Genomic DNA, 19,189 nt, shown 5'->3' with positions numbered 1-19,189 from the left:
AGTTATCCACAGGCCCGAACGCCTGTCGGACCCGGGCGGTACCGTCGGGATATGGTGCAACTGGCAGTGGTCGAAGGGGTCCTCGAGCGGATCACCTACGCCAATGAGGAGAGCGGTTACACGGTCGCCCGGGTCGACACCGGCCGGGGCGGCGGCGATCTCCTCACCGTCGTGGGCTCCCTGCTCGGCGCCCAGCCGGGGGAGTCGCTGCGCCTGGAGGGCCGTTGGGGCTCCCACCCGCAGTACGGACGGCAGTTCACCGTGGAGAACTACACGACGGTGCTGCCCGCCACGATCCAGGGCATCCGCCGCTATCTGGGCTCCGGCCTCATCAAGGGCATCGGCCCGCGCATCGCCGACCGCATCGTCAGTCACTTCGGCACCGACACCCTGGAGATCATCGAGGAGGATCCCAAGCGCCTCATCGAGGTCCCCGGGCTCGGGCCCAAGCGCACCAAGTCGATCGGTGCCGCATGGGAGGAGCAGAAGGCCATCAAGGAGGTCATGGTCTTCCTCCAGGGCGTCGGCGTCTCCACCTCCATCGCCGTGCGCATCTACAAGAAGTACGGCGACGCGTCGATCTCCGTCGTCCGTAACCAGCCCTACCGCCTGGCCGCGGACGTGTGGGGGATCGGCTTCCTGACCGCCGACCGCATCGCCCAGTCCGTCGGCATCCCGCACGACAGCCCCGAGCGGGTCAAGGCCGGCCTGCAGTACGCCCTGTCCCAGTCCACCGACCAGGGCCACTGCTACCTCCCCGAGGAGCGGCTGATCGCGGACGCGGTGAAGCTGCTCCAGGTCGACACCGGGCTCGTCATCGACTGTCTCGCCGAACTCGCCGCCGACGAGGAGGGCGTGGTCCGCGAGCAGGTCCCCGGCCCCGAGGGCGGAGCGCCCGTCACCGCCGTCTACCTCGTCCCGTTCCACCGCGCCGAGCTGTCGCTGGCCGGGCAGCTGGCCCGGCTGCTGCGGGCCGGGGAGGACCGGCTCGCCGTCTTCCGGGGCGTCGAGTGGGACAAGGCCCTGGCCTGGCTCGCCGACCGCACGGGTGCCGAACTGGCCCCGGAGCAGCAGCAGGCGGTCCGGCTGGCGTTGTCGGAGAAGGTCGCGGTCCTCACCGGCGGCCCGGGCTGCGGCAAGTCCTTCACCGTGCGGTCCGTGGTCGAGCTGGCCCGTGCCAAGAAGGCCAAGGTGGTGCTCGCCGCCCCCACCGGGCGGGCTGCCAAGCGGCTGTCCGAGCTGACCGGCGCCGAGGCCTCCACCGTGCACCGGCTGCTGGAGCTCAAGCCCGGCGGCGACGCCGCCTACGACCGCGACCGGCCGCTGGACGCCGATCTGGTGGTGGTCGACGAGGCGTCCATGCTGGATCTCCTCCTTGCCAACAAGCTGGTCAAGGCCGTGCCGCCGGGCGCCCATCTGCTGCTCGTCGGCGACGTCGACCAACTGCCCTCGGTCGGCGCCGGCGAGGTGCTCCGCGACCTCCTCGCCCCGGGCGGGCCCGTCCCCGCGGTCCGGCTCACCCGCATCTTCCGGCAGGCCCAGCAGTCGGGTGTGGTGACCAATGCGCATCGCATCAACTCGGGGGTACCGCCCATCACCCAGGGGATGGCGGACTTCTTCCTCTTCCCCGAGGAGGACACCGAGGAGGCCGGCCGGCTCACCGTCGATGTGGCGGCCCGGCGGATCCCCGCGAAGTTCGGCCTCGACCCCCGGCGCGACATCCAGGTGCTGGCCCCGATGCACCGCGGCCCGGCCGGTGCCGGCACGCTCAACGGCCTGCTCCAGCAGGCCATTACGCCCGCCCGCCCCGATCTGCCCGAGCGGCGCTTCGGCGGCCGGGTCTTCCGCGTAGGCGACAAGGTCACCCAGATTCGCAACAACTACGAAAAGGGACAGAACGGCGTCTTCAACGGCACGGTCGGTGTGGTCACCGCGCTCGACGCCGACGAACAGCGCCTGACCGTGCGCACCGACGAGGACGAGGAGGTCGGCTACGACTTCGACGAGCTCGACGAACTCGCCCACGCCTACGCGGTGACCATCCACCGCTCGCAGGGCAGCGAGTACCCCGCGGTGGTGATCCCGGTCACCACCGGTGCCTGGATGATGCTCCAGCGTAATCTGCTCTATACCGCCGTGACCCGGGCAAAGCGGCTGGTGGTGCTGGTGGGCTCGCGGAAGGCGCTCGGGCAGGCGGTGCGCACGATGTCGGCCGGAAAGCGCTGTACAGCGCTTGATCATCGGCTCGGAGGTGGCGTTCGTCTCGGTTGAGTTTACCAATCGGGGCGAAGGGGGCAGGATGGGCAGGCTGGGCGGCACTGAGTGCCGCCTTTAGGCCCTATGGCCGACCCCGAGTGCACGTACATCGTCCAAATGGGGGAAGGTAGGGGTAGTCAGGGCACCTCGAAGAAGAGGCACAACGTCGGTGAGGGATGACGTGAGCGACAACTCTGTAGTAGTGCGGTACGGGGACGGCGAATACACCTACCCGGTGGTCGACAGCACTGTCGGCGACAAGGGCTTCGATATCGGCAAGCTCCGCGCCCAGTCCGGTCTGGTGACCCTGGACTCCGGTTACGGCAACACCGCCGCCTACAAATCCGCGATCACCTACCTCGACGGTGAGCAGGGCATCCTGCGCTACCGCGGTTACCCGATCGAGCAGCTCGCCGAGCGCAGCTCGTTCCTCGAGACGGCGTTCCTGCTGATCAACGGCGAACTGCCGACCGTCGACGAGATGGCGGCGTTCCAGGGTGAGATCACCCAGCACACGCTGCTGCACGAGGACGTCAAGCGGTTCTACGACGGCTTCCCGCGCGACGCCCACCCGATGGCGATGCTGTCGTCCGTCGTCAGCGCGCTGTCGACGTTCTACCAGGACAGCCACAACCCCTTCGACGAGCAGCAGCGCCACCTGTCGACGATCCGACTGCTGGCCAAGCTCCCGACGATCGCCGCGTACGCGTACAAGAAGTCGATCGGCCACCCGGTCGTCTACCCGCGCAACGACCTCGGTTACGTCGAGAACTTCCTGCGCATGACCTTCTCGGTGCCCGCCGCCGAGTACGACCTGGACCCGGTCGTCGTCAACGCGCTCGACAAGCTGCTGATCCTGCACGCCGACCACGAGCAGAACTGCTCCACGTCGACCGTGCGCCTGGTCGGCTCCTCGCAGGCGAACATGTTCGCCTCGATCTCCGCCGGCATCAGCGCCCTGTGGGGCCCGCTGCACGGTGGCGCCAACCAGTCGGTCCTGGAGATGCTCGAGAGCATCAAGGCCAACGGCGGCGATGTCGACTCCTTCATCCGCAAGGTGAAGAACAAGGAGGACGGCGTCCGCCTGATGGGCTTCGGCCACCGGGTGTACAAGTCCTTCGACCCGCGCGCGAAGATCATCAAGGCTGCCGCGCACGATGTCCTCTCGGCGCTCGGCAAGTCCGACGAGCTGCTGGACATCGCGCTCAAGCTGGAGGAGCACGCGCTCTCCGACGACTACTTCGTCTCGCGCAACCTCTACCCCAACGTGGACTTCTACACCGGTCTGATCTACCGGGCGATGGGCTTCCCCACCGAGATGTTCACCGTGCTCTTCGCGCTCGGCCGGCTGCCCGGCTGGATCGCCCAGTGGCACGAGATGATCAAGGAGCCGGGTTCCCGCATCGGCCGCCCGCGCCAGATCTACACCGGTGTCGTCGAGCGCGACTTCATCCCGGTCGAGCAGCGCTGACGCCGTAGGCGTACGTAGCCGCACGCGGTCGTACGAGAGGCGCCCCATCCCCTTCGGGGGGTGGGGCGCCTTCGTCGTGCGCGGCGCAGAGAAGCTTCATTCACCAATGTATGTACCAACTAGAAGGCGCCTCGGCTCCGATCCCCCCACGGGTCGGAGCCGAGGCGCCTTCCGTTCCCCGGTTCGGATTCCCCCCACGGGATCCGGCCGGGCGCCTCGGCGTGCCGGGCGCGTGGCACCGGCGGACGCGATCTGCCGGGACGCGTACGGGAGGGCCGCTCAAAGCTCCCCAGGTACGTGCCCCGGCCACGCGTGGCCGGTTTCGTCCCCCAAGACGATCCAGCACTGCATGGTTAGACCATCCACCCCCCTGAATGGTTACCTGCATATTGCTGTGATCTAGGTCTCTTGCCATAACTGGACGTAAAAGGGCAAGATCCCCGTCCGCCAAATCGCTCCGGGGGCGGTGCGGGTGTTGTGTCGGTTATGTGGATTACGTGAAGCGCCGCAGGCGCAGGCTGTTCGTCACCACGCTGTGCCCTCCCGGGGGCAACCCCCGGACCCCCGGCCGGGGTCGCGGCAGCCCGCGGCCTAGGTGAAGCGCCGCAGGCGCAGGCTGTTCGTCACCACGCTGTGTCCTCCCGGGGGCAACCCCCGGACCCCCGGCCGGGGGCGCGGCAGCCCGCGGCCTAGGTGAAGCGCCGCAGGCGCAGGCTGTTCGTCACCACGAACACCGACGAGAAGGCCATCGCCGCGCCCGCGATCATCGGGTTCAGCAGTCCGGCCGCGGCCAGCGGCAGCGCGGCGACGTTGTAGCCGAAGGCCCAGAAGAGGTTGCCCTTGATGGTCGCGAGCGTCCGGCGCGCGAGCCGGATCGCGTCCGCCGCCACCCGCAGATCGCCCCGGACGAGCGTGAGGTCGCCCGCCTCGATGGCGGCGTCCGTGCCCGTCCCCATCGCCAGGCCCAGATCGGCCGTGGCCAGAGCGGCCGCGTCGTTGACGCCGTCGCCCACCATCGCGACCGTACGGCCCTCGGCCCGGAGCCGCCGGACCACGTCGACCTTGTCCTGCGGCATGACCTCGGCGATCACCTCGTCGATGCCGACCTCGGCCGCCACCGCCTCGGCGACCGCCTTGTTGTCGCCCGTCAGGAGCACCGGCGTCAGTCCCAGTGCCCGCAGCTCCGCCACGGCCCGGGCGCTGGTGGCCTTGACCGTGTCCGCGACGGCGAGGACACCGCGTGCCCGCCCGTCCCAGGCGACCAGCACCGCCGTGCGGCCCGCCGTCTGCGCCGCGGACACCGCCCGCGCCAGCTCGGCGGGCAGTTCGATCCCCCGCCGGGTGAGCAGCGGCTCACGGCCGACCAGCACCTCGTGGCCGTCGACGACACCCCGCACGCCGAGGCCCGCCACGTTCTCGAACTGCTCCGGCGTCGGCAGCGCGCCGGTCCGCCCGATGGCGGCCTCCGCCACGGCCCGCGCGATCGGGTGCTCGGAGGCGTGCTCCAGCGCCCCGGCGTACCGGAGCAGCTCGTCCTCGTCCACGCCGGGTGCCGCGATCACGTCGTGCAGGCCCATGCGGCCGGTGGTGACCGTGCCGGTCTTGTCCAGGACGACCGTGTCGACGCGGCGGGTGGACTCCAGCACCTCCGGTCCCTTGATGAGGATGCCGAGCTGCGCGCCCCGGCCGGTGCCGACCATCAGGGCCGTCGGGGTGGCGAGGCCCAGGGCACAGGGGCAGGCGATGATCAGTACGGCTACGGCGGCGGTGAAGGCCGCGGTGGCGTCGGAGGTGGCCAGCAGCCAGCCGGCCAGCGTGCCGAGCGCGATCAGCAGTACGACGGGGACGAAGACGCCGGAGACGCGGTCGGCGAGGCGCTGCACCTCGGCCTTCCCGTTCTGCGCGTCCTCGACGAGCCTGGCCATCCGCGCGAGCTGGGTGTCCGAGCCGACCCGGACGGCCTCGACGACGAGGCGCCCGGAGGCGTTCACGGTCGCGCCGGTCACCGCGTCGCCGACGGTGACGTCCACGGGCAGGGACTCGCCGGTGAGCATCGAGACGTCGACCGCCGAGGCGCCCTCGGTGACCGTGCCGTCGGTCGCGATCGTCTCCCCGGGCCGTACGACGAACCGGTCGCCGACCGCCAGCCGGGAGACGGGAATCCGCTGCTCGCGCCCGTCGCGCAGCACGCTCACGTCCTTGGCGCCCAGCTCCAGCAGCGCCCGCAGCGCGGCCCCCGCCTTCCGCTTCGAGCGCGCCTCCAGGAAACGCCCGGCGAGGATGAACGTGGTCACCCCGGCCGCCGCCTCCAGATAGATCGCCGACGAGCCGTCCGTCCGCGAGACGGTCAGGTCGAAGCCGTGCCGCATGCCCGGCATGCCCGCCGTGCCGAGGAACAGGGCCCACAGTGACCAGCCGAAGGCGGCCAGGGTGCCGATGGAGACGAGCGTGTCCATGGTGGCCGTGCCGTGCCGGGCGTTGGTCCAGGCCGCCCGGTGGAAGGGCAGCCCGCCCCAGACCACGACGGGGGCGGCCAGCGTCAGCGACAGCCACTGCCACTTGTCGAACTGCAGCGCGGGGACCATCGCCATCAGGACGACGGGGACGGACAGGGCCAGCGAGACGGCCAGCCGCTGCCGCAGCCCGCCCGCCTCCCCGCCGCCGTCACCGTGCTCCGCCTCCGCGGCCTCCGGCTCCGGCGGGCGGGGCACCTCGGCGGTGTAGCCCGTCTTCTCGACGGTCGCGATGAGGTCGGCGATCTCCACCCCGGGGCCGAAGGCGACGCGCGCCCGCTCGGTGGCGAAGTTGACGGTGGCCTCGACGCCGTCCATCCGGTTGAGCTTCTTCTCCACGCGGGCGGCACACGACGCGCAGGTCATGCCGCCGACGGTGAGTTCCACCTCGGCGGTGGGCGGCGTCGTCCGGGTGGATGTCGTGCTGGTCATCGCGTCGCTCCTGGCGGGCGGACGGGTGGGCGGGCGGGTAGGGGCCGGCTCGGGTGGGTCAGACGCGGCCGGTCAGTTCGTAACCGGCCTCGTCGACGGCGGCGCGGACGGCCTCGTCGTCCAGCGGGGTGGTGGCGGTGACGGTGACCTGGCCGGTGGCTGCGACGGCCTGCACCGATGTGACGCCCGGGAGCGCGGTGAGTTCGCTGGTCACGGCGGACTCGCAGTGGCCGCAGGTCATGCCGGTCACGCGGTAGACGGTGGTGGAGGCGGTGTTCGTCCCAGCGGTCATGGTGGTGCTCCTCGGTAGTTTTCGATCAACTCGACAGCGTCAACACCTTACCCCCTAGGGGTATTCCTTCGGGTGGCGGTTCCGGGGATTTCCACCCGGCCGCGTGCCTGCCCGTACGCCTGCCTTTGCGCCTGCCCGCGCGCCGTCATGGAAATGGGCCCCAGGCCGAGGGGGAGCTCGGCCTGGGGCCCGGCTGGTGGGCGGCGGTGAGGAAGGGGAAGGGGGCGGGGGAGGGGCGGGTTCAGTCCTTCGATCCGCGCCGGGAGCGGTTGCCGGGCCGCCGGGCGACCCAGGCGCGGATGGTGTCCGCGAACCAGTAGGGCTTGCCGCCCTCGGTGAGGTCGGGTGCGGGGAGCAGTCCGTGCTTGCGGTAGGACCGCACGGTGTCGGTCTGCACCCCGATGTGTGCCGCGATTTCCTTGTAGGACCAGAGCCGACGGTCGGTCATCTGTCGCGCCTCTCCGCTGCGCCGCAGCCACGGAGGGGGGATCCGTCGGGAAGCTGCGGCGCGGCCGTTCTTGATCGCTGAGCCTGCCCCCAATGAACGACGCAGAGTGACCGGGCAGGCGGGGCTGTCGAACGGCTGTGACGGAAGGGCCACGCAGGCGTGACCACTGTGACGTGCGGGTGACACGGAGTGCTCAGGGGAAGGGGACCCCCGACCGTTCGGCCACCTCCGCCGGCCGCACGGGCCGGCCCTCCCGCCGGGACAGCTCGCACGCCTCCGCGACGACCAGCGCACGCAGCCCCTCCCCACCGGAACAGGGATTGGGCACCTCGCCCCGCGCGGCCCGTACGAAGGCGGCCAGCTCGGCGCGGTACGCGGCGTCGAACCGCTCCAGGAAGCCGCCCCACGGCCGTACGGGCGCCCTCGGCCCGCCCGGCTCGGCCGATGTCATGGGCGTACGGTCGTCCAGCCCGACCACCCATTGGTCGCGCTCGCCGGACAGCTCCATCCGCACGTCGTACCCCGCGCCGTTGTACCGGGTCGCTGTCGCGGTGACGAGCGTGCCGTCGTCCAGGGTGAGCAGGACGGCAGCGGTGTCCACGTCACCGGCCGCGCGGAAGAACGCGGCGCCGTTGTCCGTGCCCCGGGCGTAGACCTCCGCCACCTCACGGCCCGTCAGCCAGCGGACGGTGTCGAAGTCATGGACCAGACAGTCACGGATCAGCCCGCCGGACAGCGGCAGGAACTCCGCCGGTGGTGGCGCCGCGTCCGAGGTGACGGCCCGGATGGTGTGCACCCGACCCAGCCGCCCCGCCCGCAACGCCTCCCGAGCGGCCCGGAACCCGGCGTCGAAGCGCCGCTGGAACCCCATCTGCAACAGCGTCCCCGCCGACTCGACCTCGCGCAGCGCACGGGCCGTGCGGTCGAGGTCGAGCGCGACCGGTTTCTCGCAGAACGTGGGCAGACCTTTGCGTGCCGCTTCGGTGATGAGGTCGGCGTGTGCGGCGGTCGCTGCGGTGATCACTACGGCATCCGCGTCCGCGAGTGCGGCTTCCGCCGTGGTTGCCGCCCGCGCCCCGACGCGCTCTGCGAGCGCGGCGGCTCGCGCCGGGTCGGCGTCGGCGATGACGAGGGTGTCGACGCCGTCGGTGTGCGTGAGGGTGGTGGCGTGGAACGTGCCGATGCGGCCAGCTCCCAGGAGTCCGATCCGCAATGGGGGTGCCTCCGTGTTGTGTGCGGGTTCGCCTGCGGCGGGCTGTTGGGGCTTGGGCCGTCGGCCCCGTGCGGCGTCGTTTCCCGCCTTCGGCGGTGGGTGGGGGTCCGGGCCGTCGGCGCCGCCGTGCGTTCGTCGTGGGTCGGGCCCGTGCCGCTCCGGTGGGTCGCGGGGCTGCTTCGCTTTACGCCCCGCGACCCACCTGCGCGTCCCGGGCCCTCACGCCGGTGGGCCTGCGGCGCCTCCGCCCCTGGGTGGGGAGGGGGCAGGGTGCCCGGCACGTCAGCGGTACAGCGACGGCCGGTCCGGTAGTTCCACTGCCACACGCGTCCCCGCGGCCTGCGCTCGGACGCCCGCTTCGCAGACGACCGCGGCCGCGTAGCCGTCCCAGACGCTGGGGCCCTCGACCAGGCCGCGGCGGGTGGCGTCGACCCAGTGGCGGACCTCGCGGTCGTACGCCTCCTCGAAGCGCTGGCGGAAGTCGGGGGCGATCTCGCCGCCCCACCGCCCGGCGGCGTTCACGGTCAGGCCGTGCGCGTCCCCGATCAGCGCCGTGCCGCGCTCGCCGACCGCCTCGCAGCGCACCTGGTAACCGAAGCCGCAGTTGACGAAGATCTCGACGTCGACGACCGCGCCGCCCGAGGTCTCGAAGAGGACGAACTGGGGGTCGCTCAGTGCCCCGGGCGCCGCCGACGAGGGGGTGGGCTTGAGGACGGTGACGGCGGTGATCTCCTGGTCGAGGAGCCAGCGCGTGGCGTCGATCTCGTGCACGACCGAGTCGTTGATCATCATCTGCTCGGTGAACCCGGGCGGTGTGGACACGTTGCGGTGGCGGCAGTGCAGCATCAGCGTCCGGCCGAAGTCGCCCGCGTCCAGCAGTGACTTCAGCCGCATGTACTCAGCGTCGTAGCGGCGCATGAAGCCCACCTGCACCCGCCGGTGGCCCAGCCGGGTCTCCGCCTCCAGGACGCGCAGCGCGGACCCGGCGTCCGGGGTGAGCGGCTTCTCGCACAGCACCGGCAGATCGCGGTCGAGCGCTTCGAGCAGCGCGGCCTCGTGGGCCGGGCCGGGCGAGGCGATGAGGACGGCGTCCACGTCGTCGGCGTCCATGGCGGCGGCCGGGTCCGTGTAGGCGGTGGCGCCGTCGAGGCGGTCGGCGATCCCCTTGGCGCGGTCGCCGTCGATGTCCACGACGGCCGCGACGCGCGCCCCGCCGACGACCTCGTCGATCCGCCGGACGTGGTCCGCGCCCATCCTGCCCGTACCGATCACGGCTACGCCGAGCGTTCCTTGCTGCGTCATGGTTTCCCTCGTTCTCGTTCGACTACGAGCCGTCCGTGCCGCCTGCGGCGGTGGGCGCCCTGCGGGCGTGTCCTCAATCGCCGGACGGGCTTATATAAGCCCGTCCGGCGATTGAGGACACCGCACAGCAGCCCGTCCGGCGCTGGAGGACACCGCCGCGCAGCGGAGGCGCACTCGTGACGATCCGCCGGCCAGGCGCTACGCGCCGCACGAGCGCAGATAGTGGCGGGTGCGCCGGGCGATGGGCAACGGCCGGTCCGGCGGGCAGGGGTACATGTCCTGTTCGACGATGGCGAAGAGGTCGACGTCGAGCTTGCGGGCGGCCGCCAGGACGGGCTCCAGGGCCGGTACGCCGCGCGGCGGTTCGCACATCACGCCGCGTCGGACCGCGGGTCCGAAGGCGGTGCCCTCGGCGAGGACGTCCGCGAGGACCGCCGGGTCCACCTGCTTGAGGTGGAGGTAGCCGATCCGCTCGCCGTAGGTCTCGATGAGCTTGACGCTGTCCCCGCCGCAATAGGCGTAGTGCCCGGTGTCCAGACAGAGGTTCACCAGGTCCGAGTCGGTGGCGTGGAGGAAGCGCTCGACGTGCGCCTCGGTGTCGATGTGGGTGTCGGCGTGCGGGTGGACGACGATGTCGAGCCCGTAGCGCTCGCGCACCTCGCGGGCCAGCCGTTCCGTGCCGGTGGTGAGGTGGCGCCACTGCTCGGCGGTCAGTTCGGGGCTCTCGATCAGCTCGGCGGTCTTGTCGTCGCGCCAGAAGGAGGGGATGACGACGAGGTGGCCGGCGCCCGTCGCCCGGGTCAGCTCGGCGACCCGCGCGACGTGCGCCCAGGTGGCGTCCCAGGCCGCCGGGCCGCGGTGCAGGGCCGTGAACACCGTGCCGGCGGACACGGTCAGGCCGCGCTGTTCCGTTTCGTCGCGCAGCCGGGCGGGGTCGGTGGGGAGGTAGCCGTACGGGCCGAGTTCGATCCACGCGTAGCCCGCCTCGGCGACCTCGTCGAGGAAGCGCTGCCAGGGGACCTGCCGCGGGTCGTCGGGGAACCAGACGCCCCACGAGTCCGGCGCGGAGCCGACCCGGATCCGGCCGGGGGAGCTCGGGGCGGGGGAACCGGAGGGGGGAGAAGGGGAGTGGGCGGCGGGCATGCGGCGGCTCTCCTCTCGCCGGTCGGCGGTGACCGGTCAAGGGCTGGTTCTCCCGTGCCGAAGGGCAGGGGTGGGGTTGCCGGTAGCTTCCCTGCCGGGTAGATGGGTGTCAAGGCTTCGTCCGGACATATGGACGTACAGTCAATGCCCTTTCGAGGGACGTCCATATGTAAGGACAAATCCTTGACAGGGTCCCGTGCGCCCGGCTAGACCTGACCGGAGCCGACCGGAGCCCGATCCGCCGGCGGAAGGACGGAGATGGCAGACATGAGCGCACCGGTCGAGCCGTACGACCTGCTCACGATGGGCCGCGTCGGGGTCGACCTCTATCCGCTCGAGACCGGGGTGCCGCTGGCGCGGGTGGAGACCTTCGGGAGGTTCCTCGGCGGCTCGCCCGCCAACGTCGCGGTCGCCGCCGCCCGCCTGGGGCGGCGCACCGCCATCATCAGCCGCACGGGGGCGGACCCGTTCGGCGAGTACGTCCACCGGGCGCTGCGCGACTTCGGCGTGGACGACCGGCTCGTCCTGACCAGCCCCGACCACCCCACCCCGCTCACCTTCTGCGAGATCTTCCCGCCCGACGACTTCCCCCTCTACTTCTACCGACGGCCCAAGGCGCCGGACATGGAGCTGCGCGCCGACGAGCTCGACCTGGCCGCCGTGTGCGAGGCCCGGATCTTCTGGATGACCGGCACCGGCCTCTCCGAGGAGCCGAGCCGCACCGCCACGCTCGCCGCCCTGGAAGCGCGCACGGCCGCCGGGACCGGGGGCGTCACCGTCTTCGACCTCGACTGGCGGCCGATGTTCTGGAACAAGGGGGGCTGGAAGGCCCCGGACGAGGCCCGTCGCCAGTACGCGAAGGCGCTCGGCCACGCGACCGTGGCCGTCGGCAACCTCGACGAGTGCGAGATCGCCACCGGCGTCCGCGAACCGGCCGACTGCGCCCGGGCCCTGCTGGCCACCGGGGTCGAACTCGCCGTCGTCAAACAGGGGCCCAAGGGCGTGCTCGCCGCGCACCGCGACGGCACCGTCGCCGAGGTGCCGCCGGTGGCCGTCGAGGTCGTCAACGGCCTCGGCGCGGGGGACGCGTTCGGCGGCGCGCTGTGCCACGGGCTGCTCGCGGGCTGGGACCTCGAACGTGTGATCCGCTACGCCAACGCCGCCGGGGCACTGGTCGCCTCCCGGCTCTCCTGCTCGGCCGCGATGCCCACCCCGGCCGAGATCGACGAACTCCTCGCCTGAAAGAGGCACCGCGTGAGCACCATCGGAATCTCCGACCTCGTGAAGGTGCGGAGCCGGCAGCCCGAGGCCGTCGCCGAGGCGGCGGCCCGCCGGGCCCGCCGCCCGCTGGTCGGCGACAGCGGCCGGCTCCTGATCATCGCCGCCGACCACACCGCGCGCGGCGTCCTCGCCGTCGGCGACCGCGCCCACGCCATGGCCAACCGGGCCGACCTGCTGGAACGGTTGTGCCTCGCGCTTTCCCGCCCCGGCGTGGACGGCGTCCTCGGCACCGCCGACATCCTCGACGACCTGCTGCTGCTCGGCGCCCTCGAGCACAAGGTCGTCGTCGGGTCCATGAACCGCGGCGGTCTCGCCGGCGCGGCCTTCGAGATGGACGACCGTTTCACCGGCCACCGCGCCGCCGACCTGGCCGGGCTCGGCTTCGACGCGGGCAAGCTGCTGCTGCGCATCGACTACGACGACCCCGGCTCGCTGAGCACGATGGTCGCCACCGCACGCGCCATCGACGACATGGCCGCCCACCGGCTGCCCGTGTTCGTCGAACCCTTCCTCTCCCGGCGCGTCGCGGGCAAGGTCCACAACGACCTGAGCGCCGAGGCGGTCACCAAGTCCATCGCCATCGCCTCCGGTCTGGCCGGCACCTCCGCCTACACCTGGCTCAAGGTGCCCGTCACCGACGACGCCGACGACATGGCGAGGGTGATGGAGACCTCCACCCTCCCGGCCGTCCTGCTCGGCGGCGACGTGGGCGACGACCAGGACGCGGCGTACGAGAGGTGGCGGGCGGCGCTTCGTCTGCCGACGGTTTTGGGGCTGGTGGTGGGAAGGGCTCTGCTGTACCCCGGAGACGGGGATGTTGTGTCTGCTGTCGACACCGCGGTGGGGTTGCTGTGACGGGCCGAGAGACCTTCCCCAGCCCCGCCCCTTCCCGTAACCGGGGCTCTGCCCCGAGCCCCGGTCCTCAATCGCCGGACGGGCTTGCTTTTCAAGCCCGTCCGGCGATTGAGGACACCGCGCGCAGCGCGGTCGGCAGTGACGAGACGAGGACCGTATGACCTCCGCGAAGCACCACCTCCCCGCCGGCACGGCGACCGGCGACGGCCCCTACGCAGTGGACGTCACCCCCGGCCGCGCCGGCTGGCGCTACTCCTCCCTGCGCATCCTGACCCTGCTCCCGGGCGGCAGTCACACCTTCCCCACCGGTGACAGCGAATGGATCGTGCTGCCCCTCAGCGGCGGCTGCACGGTCGCCACCGACAGCGGTGAGACCTTCGAACTCCACGGCCGCGACAGCGTGTTCGCCGCCGTCACCGACTTCGCCTACCTGCCGCGTGACGCGCGCGCCACCGTCACCTCCCCGGCCGGCGGCCGCTTCGCGCTCACCGGGGCGCGCTGCGAGCGCCGGCTGCCCGCCCGCTACGGGCCCGCCTCCGGCGTGCCCGTCGAGCTGCGCGGCACCGGGAACTGCTCCCGGCAGGTCAACAACTTCGCCGCCGCGGGCGTCTTCGCGTGCGACAGGCTCATCGCCGTCGAAGTGCTCACCCCCGGCGGCAATTGGTCCTCCTACCCGCCGCACAAGCACGACGAGCACCGCCCCGGCCTGGAGTCGGAGCTGGAGGAGATCTACTACTTCGAGATCGCCGGCGGCGACACCGGCCTCGGCTACCAACGGGTGTCGCCGTCGCGGGAGCGGGGGACCGACGTCCTCGCCGAGGTCCGCAGCGGTGACGCCGTGCTGATCCCCGACGGCTGGCACGGCCCGTCCATGGCCGCGCCCGGCCACGACATGTACTACCTCAACGTGATGGCCGGGCCGGGTGCCGAGCGGGAGTGGCTGATCTGCGACCACCCCGACCACGCCTGGATCCGCGGCACCTGGCCCGAGCAGCCCGTGGACCCGCGTCTGCCCCTCTACCCCGCCCGGGAAGAACCCATCCGGGAAGAACCCGCCCGCCAGGAACCCGCCCAGGGAGAAGCCCGATGACCCGACGGCTCACGGTCGCGCAGGCCCTCGTCACCTTCCTCGCCCACCAGTACACCGAGCGCGACGGCCGGCGGCAGCGGCTGATCGACGCCTGCTGGGGGATCTTCGGTCACGGCAACGTCGCCGGCATCGGGCAGGCGCTGCTGGAGTCCGAGGGCGCCCTGCCCTACCTCCAGGGCCGCAACGAACAGGCCATGGTGCACGCCGCCGTCGGCTACGCCCGTCAGCGCGACCGGCTCGCCGCGCACGCCGTCACCACCTCCATCGGGCCCGGCGCCACCAACCTCGTCACCGGTGCCGCGCTCGCCACCGTCAACCGGCTGCCCGTCCTGCTGCTCCCCGGCGACACCTTCGCCACCCGGCCCGCCGACCCCGTCCTCCAGCAGCTCGAACCGCTCGGCGCGGGCGACGTCTCCGTCAACGACTGTCTGCGCCCGGTGTCGCGGTACTTCGACCGGATCACCCGCCCCGAGGCGCTGATCCCCGCCGCCCTCCAGGCCATGCGGGTGCTGGCCGACCCGGCCGAGACGGGCGCCGTCACGCTCGCCCTGCCCCAGGACGTCCAGGCCGAGGCCTACGACTGGCCCGAGGAGTTCTTCGCCGACCGCGTCTGGCACGTACGCCGCCCGGCACCCGACCCGGCCGCGACCGCCGACGCGGTGGCGGCCGTGCGGGCCGCCCGGCGGCCCCTGATCGTCGCGGGCGGCGGCGTCCACCACAGCGAGGCCGAGGACGCCCTGCGCGCGCTCGTCGAGGCGACCGGCATCCCCGTCGCCTCGACCCAGGCGGGCAAGGGCTCGCTGCGCCACGACCACCCCGCGGACGTCGGCGGCATCGGCCACACCGGCACGGCCGTCGCCGACGAACTGGCCCGCACCGCCGACGTGGTCATCGGCGTCGGCACCCGCTACAGCGACTTCACCACCGCCTCCGCGACGCTCTTCGCACCCGGCGTCCGCTTCGTCAACCTCAACATCACCTCCTTCGACGCCCACAAGCTCGCCGCCCTGCCGCTGGTCGCCGACGCCCGTGCCGGGCTCCAGGCACTCACCGAGGGCCTGGCCGGACACCGGGTCCCGGCTTCGTACGAGGCCGAGTACGCCGCCGGGAAGGCCGCCTGGGAAGCGGAGGTCGGGCGCGCCTACGCGGTGGGTGACCCCGGCGCCCGGCCCAGCCAGGCCCAGGTGCTCGGCGCGCTGGACGCCGTCGTCGGCGACGAGGACGTGATCATCAACGCGGCGGGCTCGCTCCCCGGCGATCTGCACAAGCTGTGGCGGGCCCGCTCCCGCCGCCAGTACCACCTGGAGTACGGCTACTCCTGCATGGGCTACGAGATCCCGGCCGCGATCGGCGTCCGCCTGGCCGCCCCGGACCGGCCCGTGTGGGCGCTCGTCGGCGACGGCACGTACCTGATGATGCCCACCGAGCTCGTCACCGCCGTGCAGGAGGGCGTCGCGATCAAGGTCGTGCTGATCCAGAACCACGGCTACGCCTCCATCGGCGGCCTCTCGGAGGCGGTCGGCGGCGAGCGCTTCGGCACCGCCTACCGCTACCGGGCCCCCGACGGCACGTACACCGGCGACCCGCTGCCCGTGGACCTGGCCGCCAACGCCGCCTCCCTCGGGATGGACGTGCTGCGCGCCCGCACGGCCGGTGAGCTGCGCACGGCGCTCGTAAAAGCGCGCGCCGCGGACCGGCCCACATGTGTCTATGTGGAGACCGAAACAGCCGACAGTGTGTCCGGGGCGCCCCCCGCCCAGGCGTGGTGGGATGTGCCTGTCGCCGAGACCGCGACCCGCCCGGCGGCCGTCAGGGCCCGCCGGGACTACGAGCGTCACGTCGCCGCCCGCCGCCGTTACCTTGGAACGTAAGAGAGGTCGCAGCAGATGAAGACCGTCAACCACTGGATCGGCGGCACGTCCGTCGAGGGTGCCTCCGGCGCGTTCGGCCAGGTCACCGACCCGGCCACCGGCGCCGTCACCACCCGGGTCGCGTTCGCGTCCGCCGAGGAGGTCGACGCGGCCGTCGCGGCGGCCAAGTCCGCGTTCGGCACCTGGGGCACGTCCTCGCTGGCGACCCGCACGGCGGTGCTGTTCCGCTACCGCGCCCTCCTCGACGCCCACCGCGACGAACTCGCCGGGCTGATCACCGCCGAGCACGGCAAGGTGCACTCCGACGCGCTCGGCGAGGTCGCCCGCGGCCTGGAGATCGTCGAGCTGGCCTGCGGCATCACCCTCCAGCTCAAGGGCGAGCTGTCCACCCAGGTGTCCGGCGGTGTGGACGTCGCCTCGATCCGCCAGCCGCTCGGCGTCGTCGCGGGCATCACGCCCTTCAACTTCCCGGCCATGGTCCCGATGTGGATGTTCCCGCTCGCCATCGCCTGCGGCAACACCTTCGTCCTCAAGCCGAGCGAGAAGGACCCCTCGGCCGCGCTGCGCCTGGCCGAACTCGCCGCCGAGGCCGGGCTGCCGGACGGCGTGCTGAACGTCGTGCACGGCGACAAGGTCGCCGTCGACCGGCTCCTGGAACACCCGGACGTCGCGGCCGTCTCCTTCGTCGGCTCCACGCCCATCGCCCGCCACATCCACGGCGTGGCCACCTCCCACGGCAAGCGCGTCCAGGCCCTCGGCGGCGCCAAGAACCACATGCTGGTCCTGCCCGACGCCGACCTCGACGCCGCCGCCGACGCGGCCGTCTCCGCCGCCTACGGCTCGGCCGGCGAGCGCTGCATGGCCATCTCGGCGGTCGTCGCGGTGGGCGACACGGGCGACGCGCTCGTCGCGAAGATCCGCGACCGCGCCGAGAAGATCAAGATCGGCCCCGGTGACGACCCCACGTCCGAGATGGGCCCCCTCATCACCAAGGCCCACCGCGACAAGGTCGCCTCCTACGTGCACGGCGCCGCCGCCCAGGGCGCCGAGGTCGTCCTCGACGGCACCGGCTTCACCGTCGAGGGCTACGAGGACGGCCACTGGATCGGCCTGTCCCTCCTGGACAAGGTCTCCACGGACGCGGACGCCTACCGCGACGAGATCTTCGGCCCCGTCCTGTGCGTGCTGCGCGCGGCGACGTACGAGGAGGGCATCGCCCTGATCAATGCCTCGCCGTGGGGCAACGGCACCGCCATCTTCACCCGCGACGGCGGCGCGGCCCGCCGCTTCCAACTGGAGGTCCAGGCGGGCATGGTGGGCGTCAACGTCCCCATCCCGGTGCCGGTCGGCTACCACTCCTTCGGCGGCTGGAAGGACTCGATCTTCGGCGACCACCACATCTACGGCAACGACGGCGTGCACTTCTACACCCGCGGCAAGGTCGTCACCACCCGCTGGCCCAACCCCGAGGACGGCGGCGTCGACCTGGGCTTCCCCAGCCACCGCTGACACGAGCTGACACGGCCTGACCCGGCCTGAGCGGTCTCCCCCACGCGGGGGAGGCCGCTCACGCGCGCGGGGGGTCCGGCGGCCGGACGCGGCCGGTTGACTGGCGGGCATGAGGAAGCACACGCGCACCCGGACGCTCCGCCGTCTCGTCACCCTCGGCCTGCTCGCCGGGCTGCTGGTTCCCACGGCGCGGGCGGGGGCCCTGGAACGCACGCCGGAGACGCCCGACGGTGACATCCGGGCCAGGGTCGAAGCCGTGCCCGGCATGCGGCTGACCGGCGAGAAGCCCGCCGCCCCCGGCTACCGCTACTTCGAGCTGAGCTACCGGCAGCCCGTCGACCACCGCCACCCCGGGCGGGGGACGTTCGAGCAGCGGCTGACCCTGCTGCACAAGTCCGTTCAGCAGCCGATGGTGCTGTACACGACGGGCTACGCGCTGGGCGGAGACCCCGCGTTCCGCTCCGAGCCCACCAGGCTCGTCGACGGCAACCAGATCTCCACCGAGCAGCGGTACTTCGGCACGTCCCGGCCGGAGTCCGGGGCCGTGGACTACACGACGCTGGACATCTGGCAGGCAGCGAGCGACCACCACCGGCTGATCCGGGCGCTCAAGGCGCTGTACGGCGGGCCCTGGATCTCCACCGGCGGCAGCAAGGGCGGTATGACCTCCGTCTACCACCGCCGCTTCTACCCGCGGGACGTGAACGGCACCGTCGCCTACTCCGCCCCGAACAACACCGACGACCGCGACGACACCGCGTACGACGCGCTCGTCGAGCGGCTGGGCACCCCGTCCTGCCGCGCCGCGCTCAAGACGGCACAGCGGGAGGCGCTGGTGCGGCGCACGGAGCTGGCCGGCCGCTACACCGAGTGGGCGGCCAAGGAAGGGCGGACGTTCACCACCGTCGGCGGCGCGGACCGGGCGCTCGAACTCGCCGTGCTGCGTGCCGTGCCGATGTTCTGGCAGTACGGCGACGCCGGGAAGTGCGCGCAGGTCCCGGCGCCCACCGCCTCGACGGACGAGCTGTACGCGTGGCTGGACGCGACGTCCGGTCTCAAGAACTACACCGATCAGGTGCTCGCGCCCCTGACGCCGTACTTCCACCAGTTGGGCACCCAGCTCGGCTACCCGCAGTACCGGACCCCGCACCTGGACGGGCTGCTCCGCCACCCCGGCGTCCAGGACGTTCGCAGCTACGTCTCCCGGGACATTCCGCTGCGCTTCCAGCCGCGCGCGATGGCCGACATCGACCGCTGGGTGCGCCGTCACGGCAGTGAACTGCTCTTCGTCTACGGCGACAACGACCCGGCCACGGCCGAACGCTTCCGGCTCGGCCCCGGCAGCCGTGACGCCTACGTCGAGGCCGCGACGGCCAACCACCGGGCGCGGCTGTCGGACCTGGCGCCCGACGCCCGCGCCCGCGCCGAGGCCGCGCTCGGCCGGTGGGCGGGGCGGTAGCCGGGCGGTACTGGCGCCTTCACCGGTTCGGTTGAACCGGGAGCAGGACCCGCC

At 72.3% G+C, this 19,189-nt stretch carries 14 protein-coding genes; 8 read left to right on the top strand and 6 right to left on the bottom strand.

Annotated elements, in window-relative coordinates; translation table 11 throughout:
• The first annotated feature begins 51 nt into the window (after positions 1-51).
• Both recD2 and JO379_RS12210 read left to right on the top strand, forming a co-directional pair.
• Positions 52-2,271, top strand: coding sequence for an SF1B family DNA helicase RecD2 (gene recD2, locus JO379_RS12215; RefSeq protein ID WP_130877933.1), 2,220 nt, complete (start codon positions 52-54; stop codon positions 2,269-2,271).
• A gap of 166 nt (positions 2,272-2,437) precedes the next feature.
• Entirely contained in the window at positions 2,438-3,727 is a 1,290-nt protein-coding gene (locus JO379_RS12210; RefSeq protein WP_130877932.1) for a citrate synthase, read from the top strand.
• A gap of 689 nt (positions 3,728-4,416) precedes the next feature.
• Here the strand turns inward: JO379_RS12210 and JO379_RS12205 are convergent.
• From JO379_RS12205 to JO379_RS12180, 6 genes are all read right to left on the bottom strand, one after another.
• A complete protein-coding gene (locus tag JO379_RS12205) occupies positions 4,417-6,672 on the bottom strand; it encodes a heavy metal translocating P-type ATPase (RefSeq protein ID WP_209514944.1) in 2,256 nt (751 codons plus the stop codon).
• Between the two features lie 58 nt (positions 6,673-6,730).
• Positions 6,731-6,964 (bottom strand): heavy-metal-associated domain-containing protein, encoded by a 234-nt coding sequence (locus JO379_RS12200; protein ID WP_130877930.1) that lies wholly within the window; start codon positions 6,962-6,964, stop codon positions 6,731-6,733.
• 241 nt (positions 6,965-7,205) lie between these two features.
• On the bottom strand, positions 7,206-7,412 hold the full coding sequence (locus JO379_RS12195) for a helix-turn-helix transcriptional regulator (protein WP_130877929.1): 207 nt from the start codon (positions 7,410-7,412) through the stop codon (positions 7,206-7,208).
• 193 nt (positions 7,413-7,605) lie between these two features.
• A complete protein-coding gene (locus JO379_RS12190; protein ID WP_209514942.1) occupies positions 7,606-8,625 on the bottom strand; it encodes a Gfo/Idh/MocA family protein in 1,020 nt (339 codons plus the stop codon).
• A 282-nt stretch (positions 8,626-8,907) separates the two neighbouring features.
• Positions 8,908-9,927, bottom strand: a complete 1,020-nt coding sequence (locus JO379_RS12185) for a Gfo/Idh/MocA family protein (protein ID WP_209514941.1) — start codon at positions 9,925-9,927, stop codon at positions 8,908-8,910.
• A gap of 198 nt (positions 9,928-10,125) precedes the next feature.
• The gene (locus JO379_RS12180; protein ID WP_209514939.1) at positions 10,126-11,070 is read right to left on the bottom strand and encodes a sugar phosphate isomerase/epimerase family protein; all 945 of its coding nucleotides are present in this window, start codon (positions 11,068-11,070) and stop codon (positions 10,126-10,128) included.
• A gap of 267 nt (positions 11,071-11,337) precedes the next feature.
• On the opposite strand from JO379_RS12180, the gene iolC reads away from it, so the two are divergent.
• The 6 genes from iolC (at position 11,338) to JO379_RS12150 (ending at position 19,135) form a co-directional block, all read left to right on the top strand.
• Positions 11,338-12,312 carry a 5-dehydro-2-deoxygluconokinase gene (gene iolC, locus JO379_RS12175; RefSeq protein WP_209514937.1) on the top strand — a complete coding sequence of 325 codons (975 nt, stop codon included), beginning with the start codon at positions 11,338-11,340 and terminating at the stop codon, positions 12,310-12,312.
• Positions 12,313-12,324: 12 nt separating this feature from the next.
• Complete coding sequence (locus JO379_RS12170) at positions 12,325-13,206, top strand: Cgl0159 family (beta/alpha)8-fold protein (protein ID WP_209514936.1); 882 nt, start codon at positions 12,325-12,327, stop codon at positions 13,204-13,206.
• A 157-nt stretch (positions 13,207-13,363) separates the two neighbouring features.
• A complete protein-coding gene (gene iolB / locus JO379_RS12165; protein ID WP_130877924.1) occupies positions 13,364-14,296 on the top strand; it encodes a 5-deoxy-glucuronate isomerase in 933 nt (310 codons plus the stop codon).
• On the top strand, positions 14,293-16,167 hold the full coding sequence (gene iolD / locus JO379_RS12160; protein ID WP_209514935.1) for a 3D-(3,5/4)-trihydroxycyclohexane-1,2-dione acylhydrolase (decyclizing): 1,875 nt from the start codon (positions 14,293-14,295) through the stop codon (positions 16,165-16,167). The genes iolB and iolD overlap by 4 nt, the downstream gene beginning before the upstream one ends.
• Before the next feature lie 15 nt (positions 16,168-16,182).
• Positions 16,183-17,676 carry a CoA-acylating methylmalonate-semialdehyde dehydrogenase gene (locus JO379_RS12155; RefSeq protein ID WP_209514934.1) on the top strand — a complete coding sequence of 498 codons (1,494 nt, stop codon included), beginning with the start codon at positions 16,183-16,185 and terminating at the stop codon, positions 17,674-17,676.
• 109 nt (positions 17,677-17,785) lie between these two features.
• Positions 17,786-19,135 carry a S28 family serine protease gene (locus JO379_RS12150; protein ID WP_130877921.1) on the top strand — a complete coding sequence of 450 codons (1,350 nt, stop codon included), beginning with the start codon at positions 17,786-17,788 and terminating at the stop codon, positions 19,133-19,135.
• Positions 19,136-19,189: the final 54 nt, after the last annotated feature.

It is taken from the genome of Streptomyces syringium, from assembly GCF_017876625.1.
GTDB lineage: Bacteria > Actinomycetota > Actinomycetes > Streptomycetales > Streptomycetaceae > Streptomyces > Streptomyces syringius.
Note: the sequence above shows the minus strand (reverse complement) of the source record. Positions and strands in the feature narration are given on the sequence as shown.

Bases quoted from the DNA above. Each gene is read 5' to 3' on its own strand.
- JO379_RS12200 (WP_130877930.1), bottom strand. From the start codon at position 6,964: ATGACCGCTGGGACGAACACCGCCTCCACCACCGTCTACCGCGTGACC.
- iolD (WP_209514935.1), top strand. From the start codon at position 14,293: ATGACCCGACGGCTCACGGTCGCGCAGGCCCTCGTCACCTTCCTCGCC.
- iolC (WP_209514937.1), top strand. From the start codon at position 11,338: ATGAGCGCACCGGTCGAGCCGTACGACCTGCTCACGATGGGCCGCGTC.
- iolB (WP_130877924.1), top strand. From the start codon at position 13,364: ATGACCTCCGCGAAGCACCACCTCCCCGCCGGCACGGCGACCGGCGAC.
- JO379_RS12150 (WP_130877921.1), top strand. From the start codon at position 17,786: ATGAGGAAGCACACGCGCACCCGGACGCTCCGCCGTCTCGTCACCCTC.
- JO379_RS12155 (WP_209514934.1), top strand. From the start codon at position 16,183: ATGAAGACCGTCAACCACTGGATCGGCGGCACGTCCGTCGAGGGTGCC.
- recD2 (WP_130877933.1), top strand. From the start codon at position 52: ATGGTGCAACTGGCAGTGGTCGAAGGGGTCCTCGAGCGGATCACCTAC.
- JO379_RS12185 (WP_209514941.1), bottom strand. From the start codon at position 9,927: ATGACGCAGCAAGGAACGCTCGGCGTAGCCGTGATCGGTACGGGCAGG.
- JO379_RS12195 (WP_130877929.1), bottom strand. From the start codon at position 7,412: ATGACCGACCGTCGGCTCTGGTCCTACAAGGAAATCGCGGCACACATC.
- JO379_RS12180 (WP_209514939.1), bottom strand. From the start codon at position 11,070: ATGCCCGCCGCCCACTCCCCTTCTCCCCCCTCCGGTTCCCCCGCCCCG.
- JO379_RS12205 (WP_209514944.1), bottom strand. From the start codon at position 6,672: ATGACCAGCACGACATCCACCCGGACGACGCCGCCCACCGCCGAGGTG.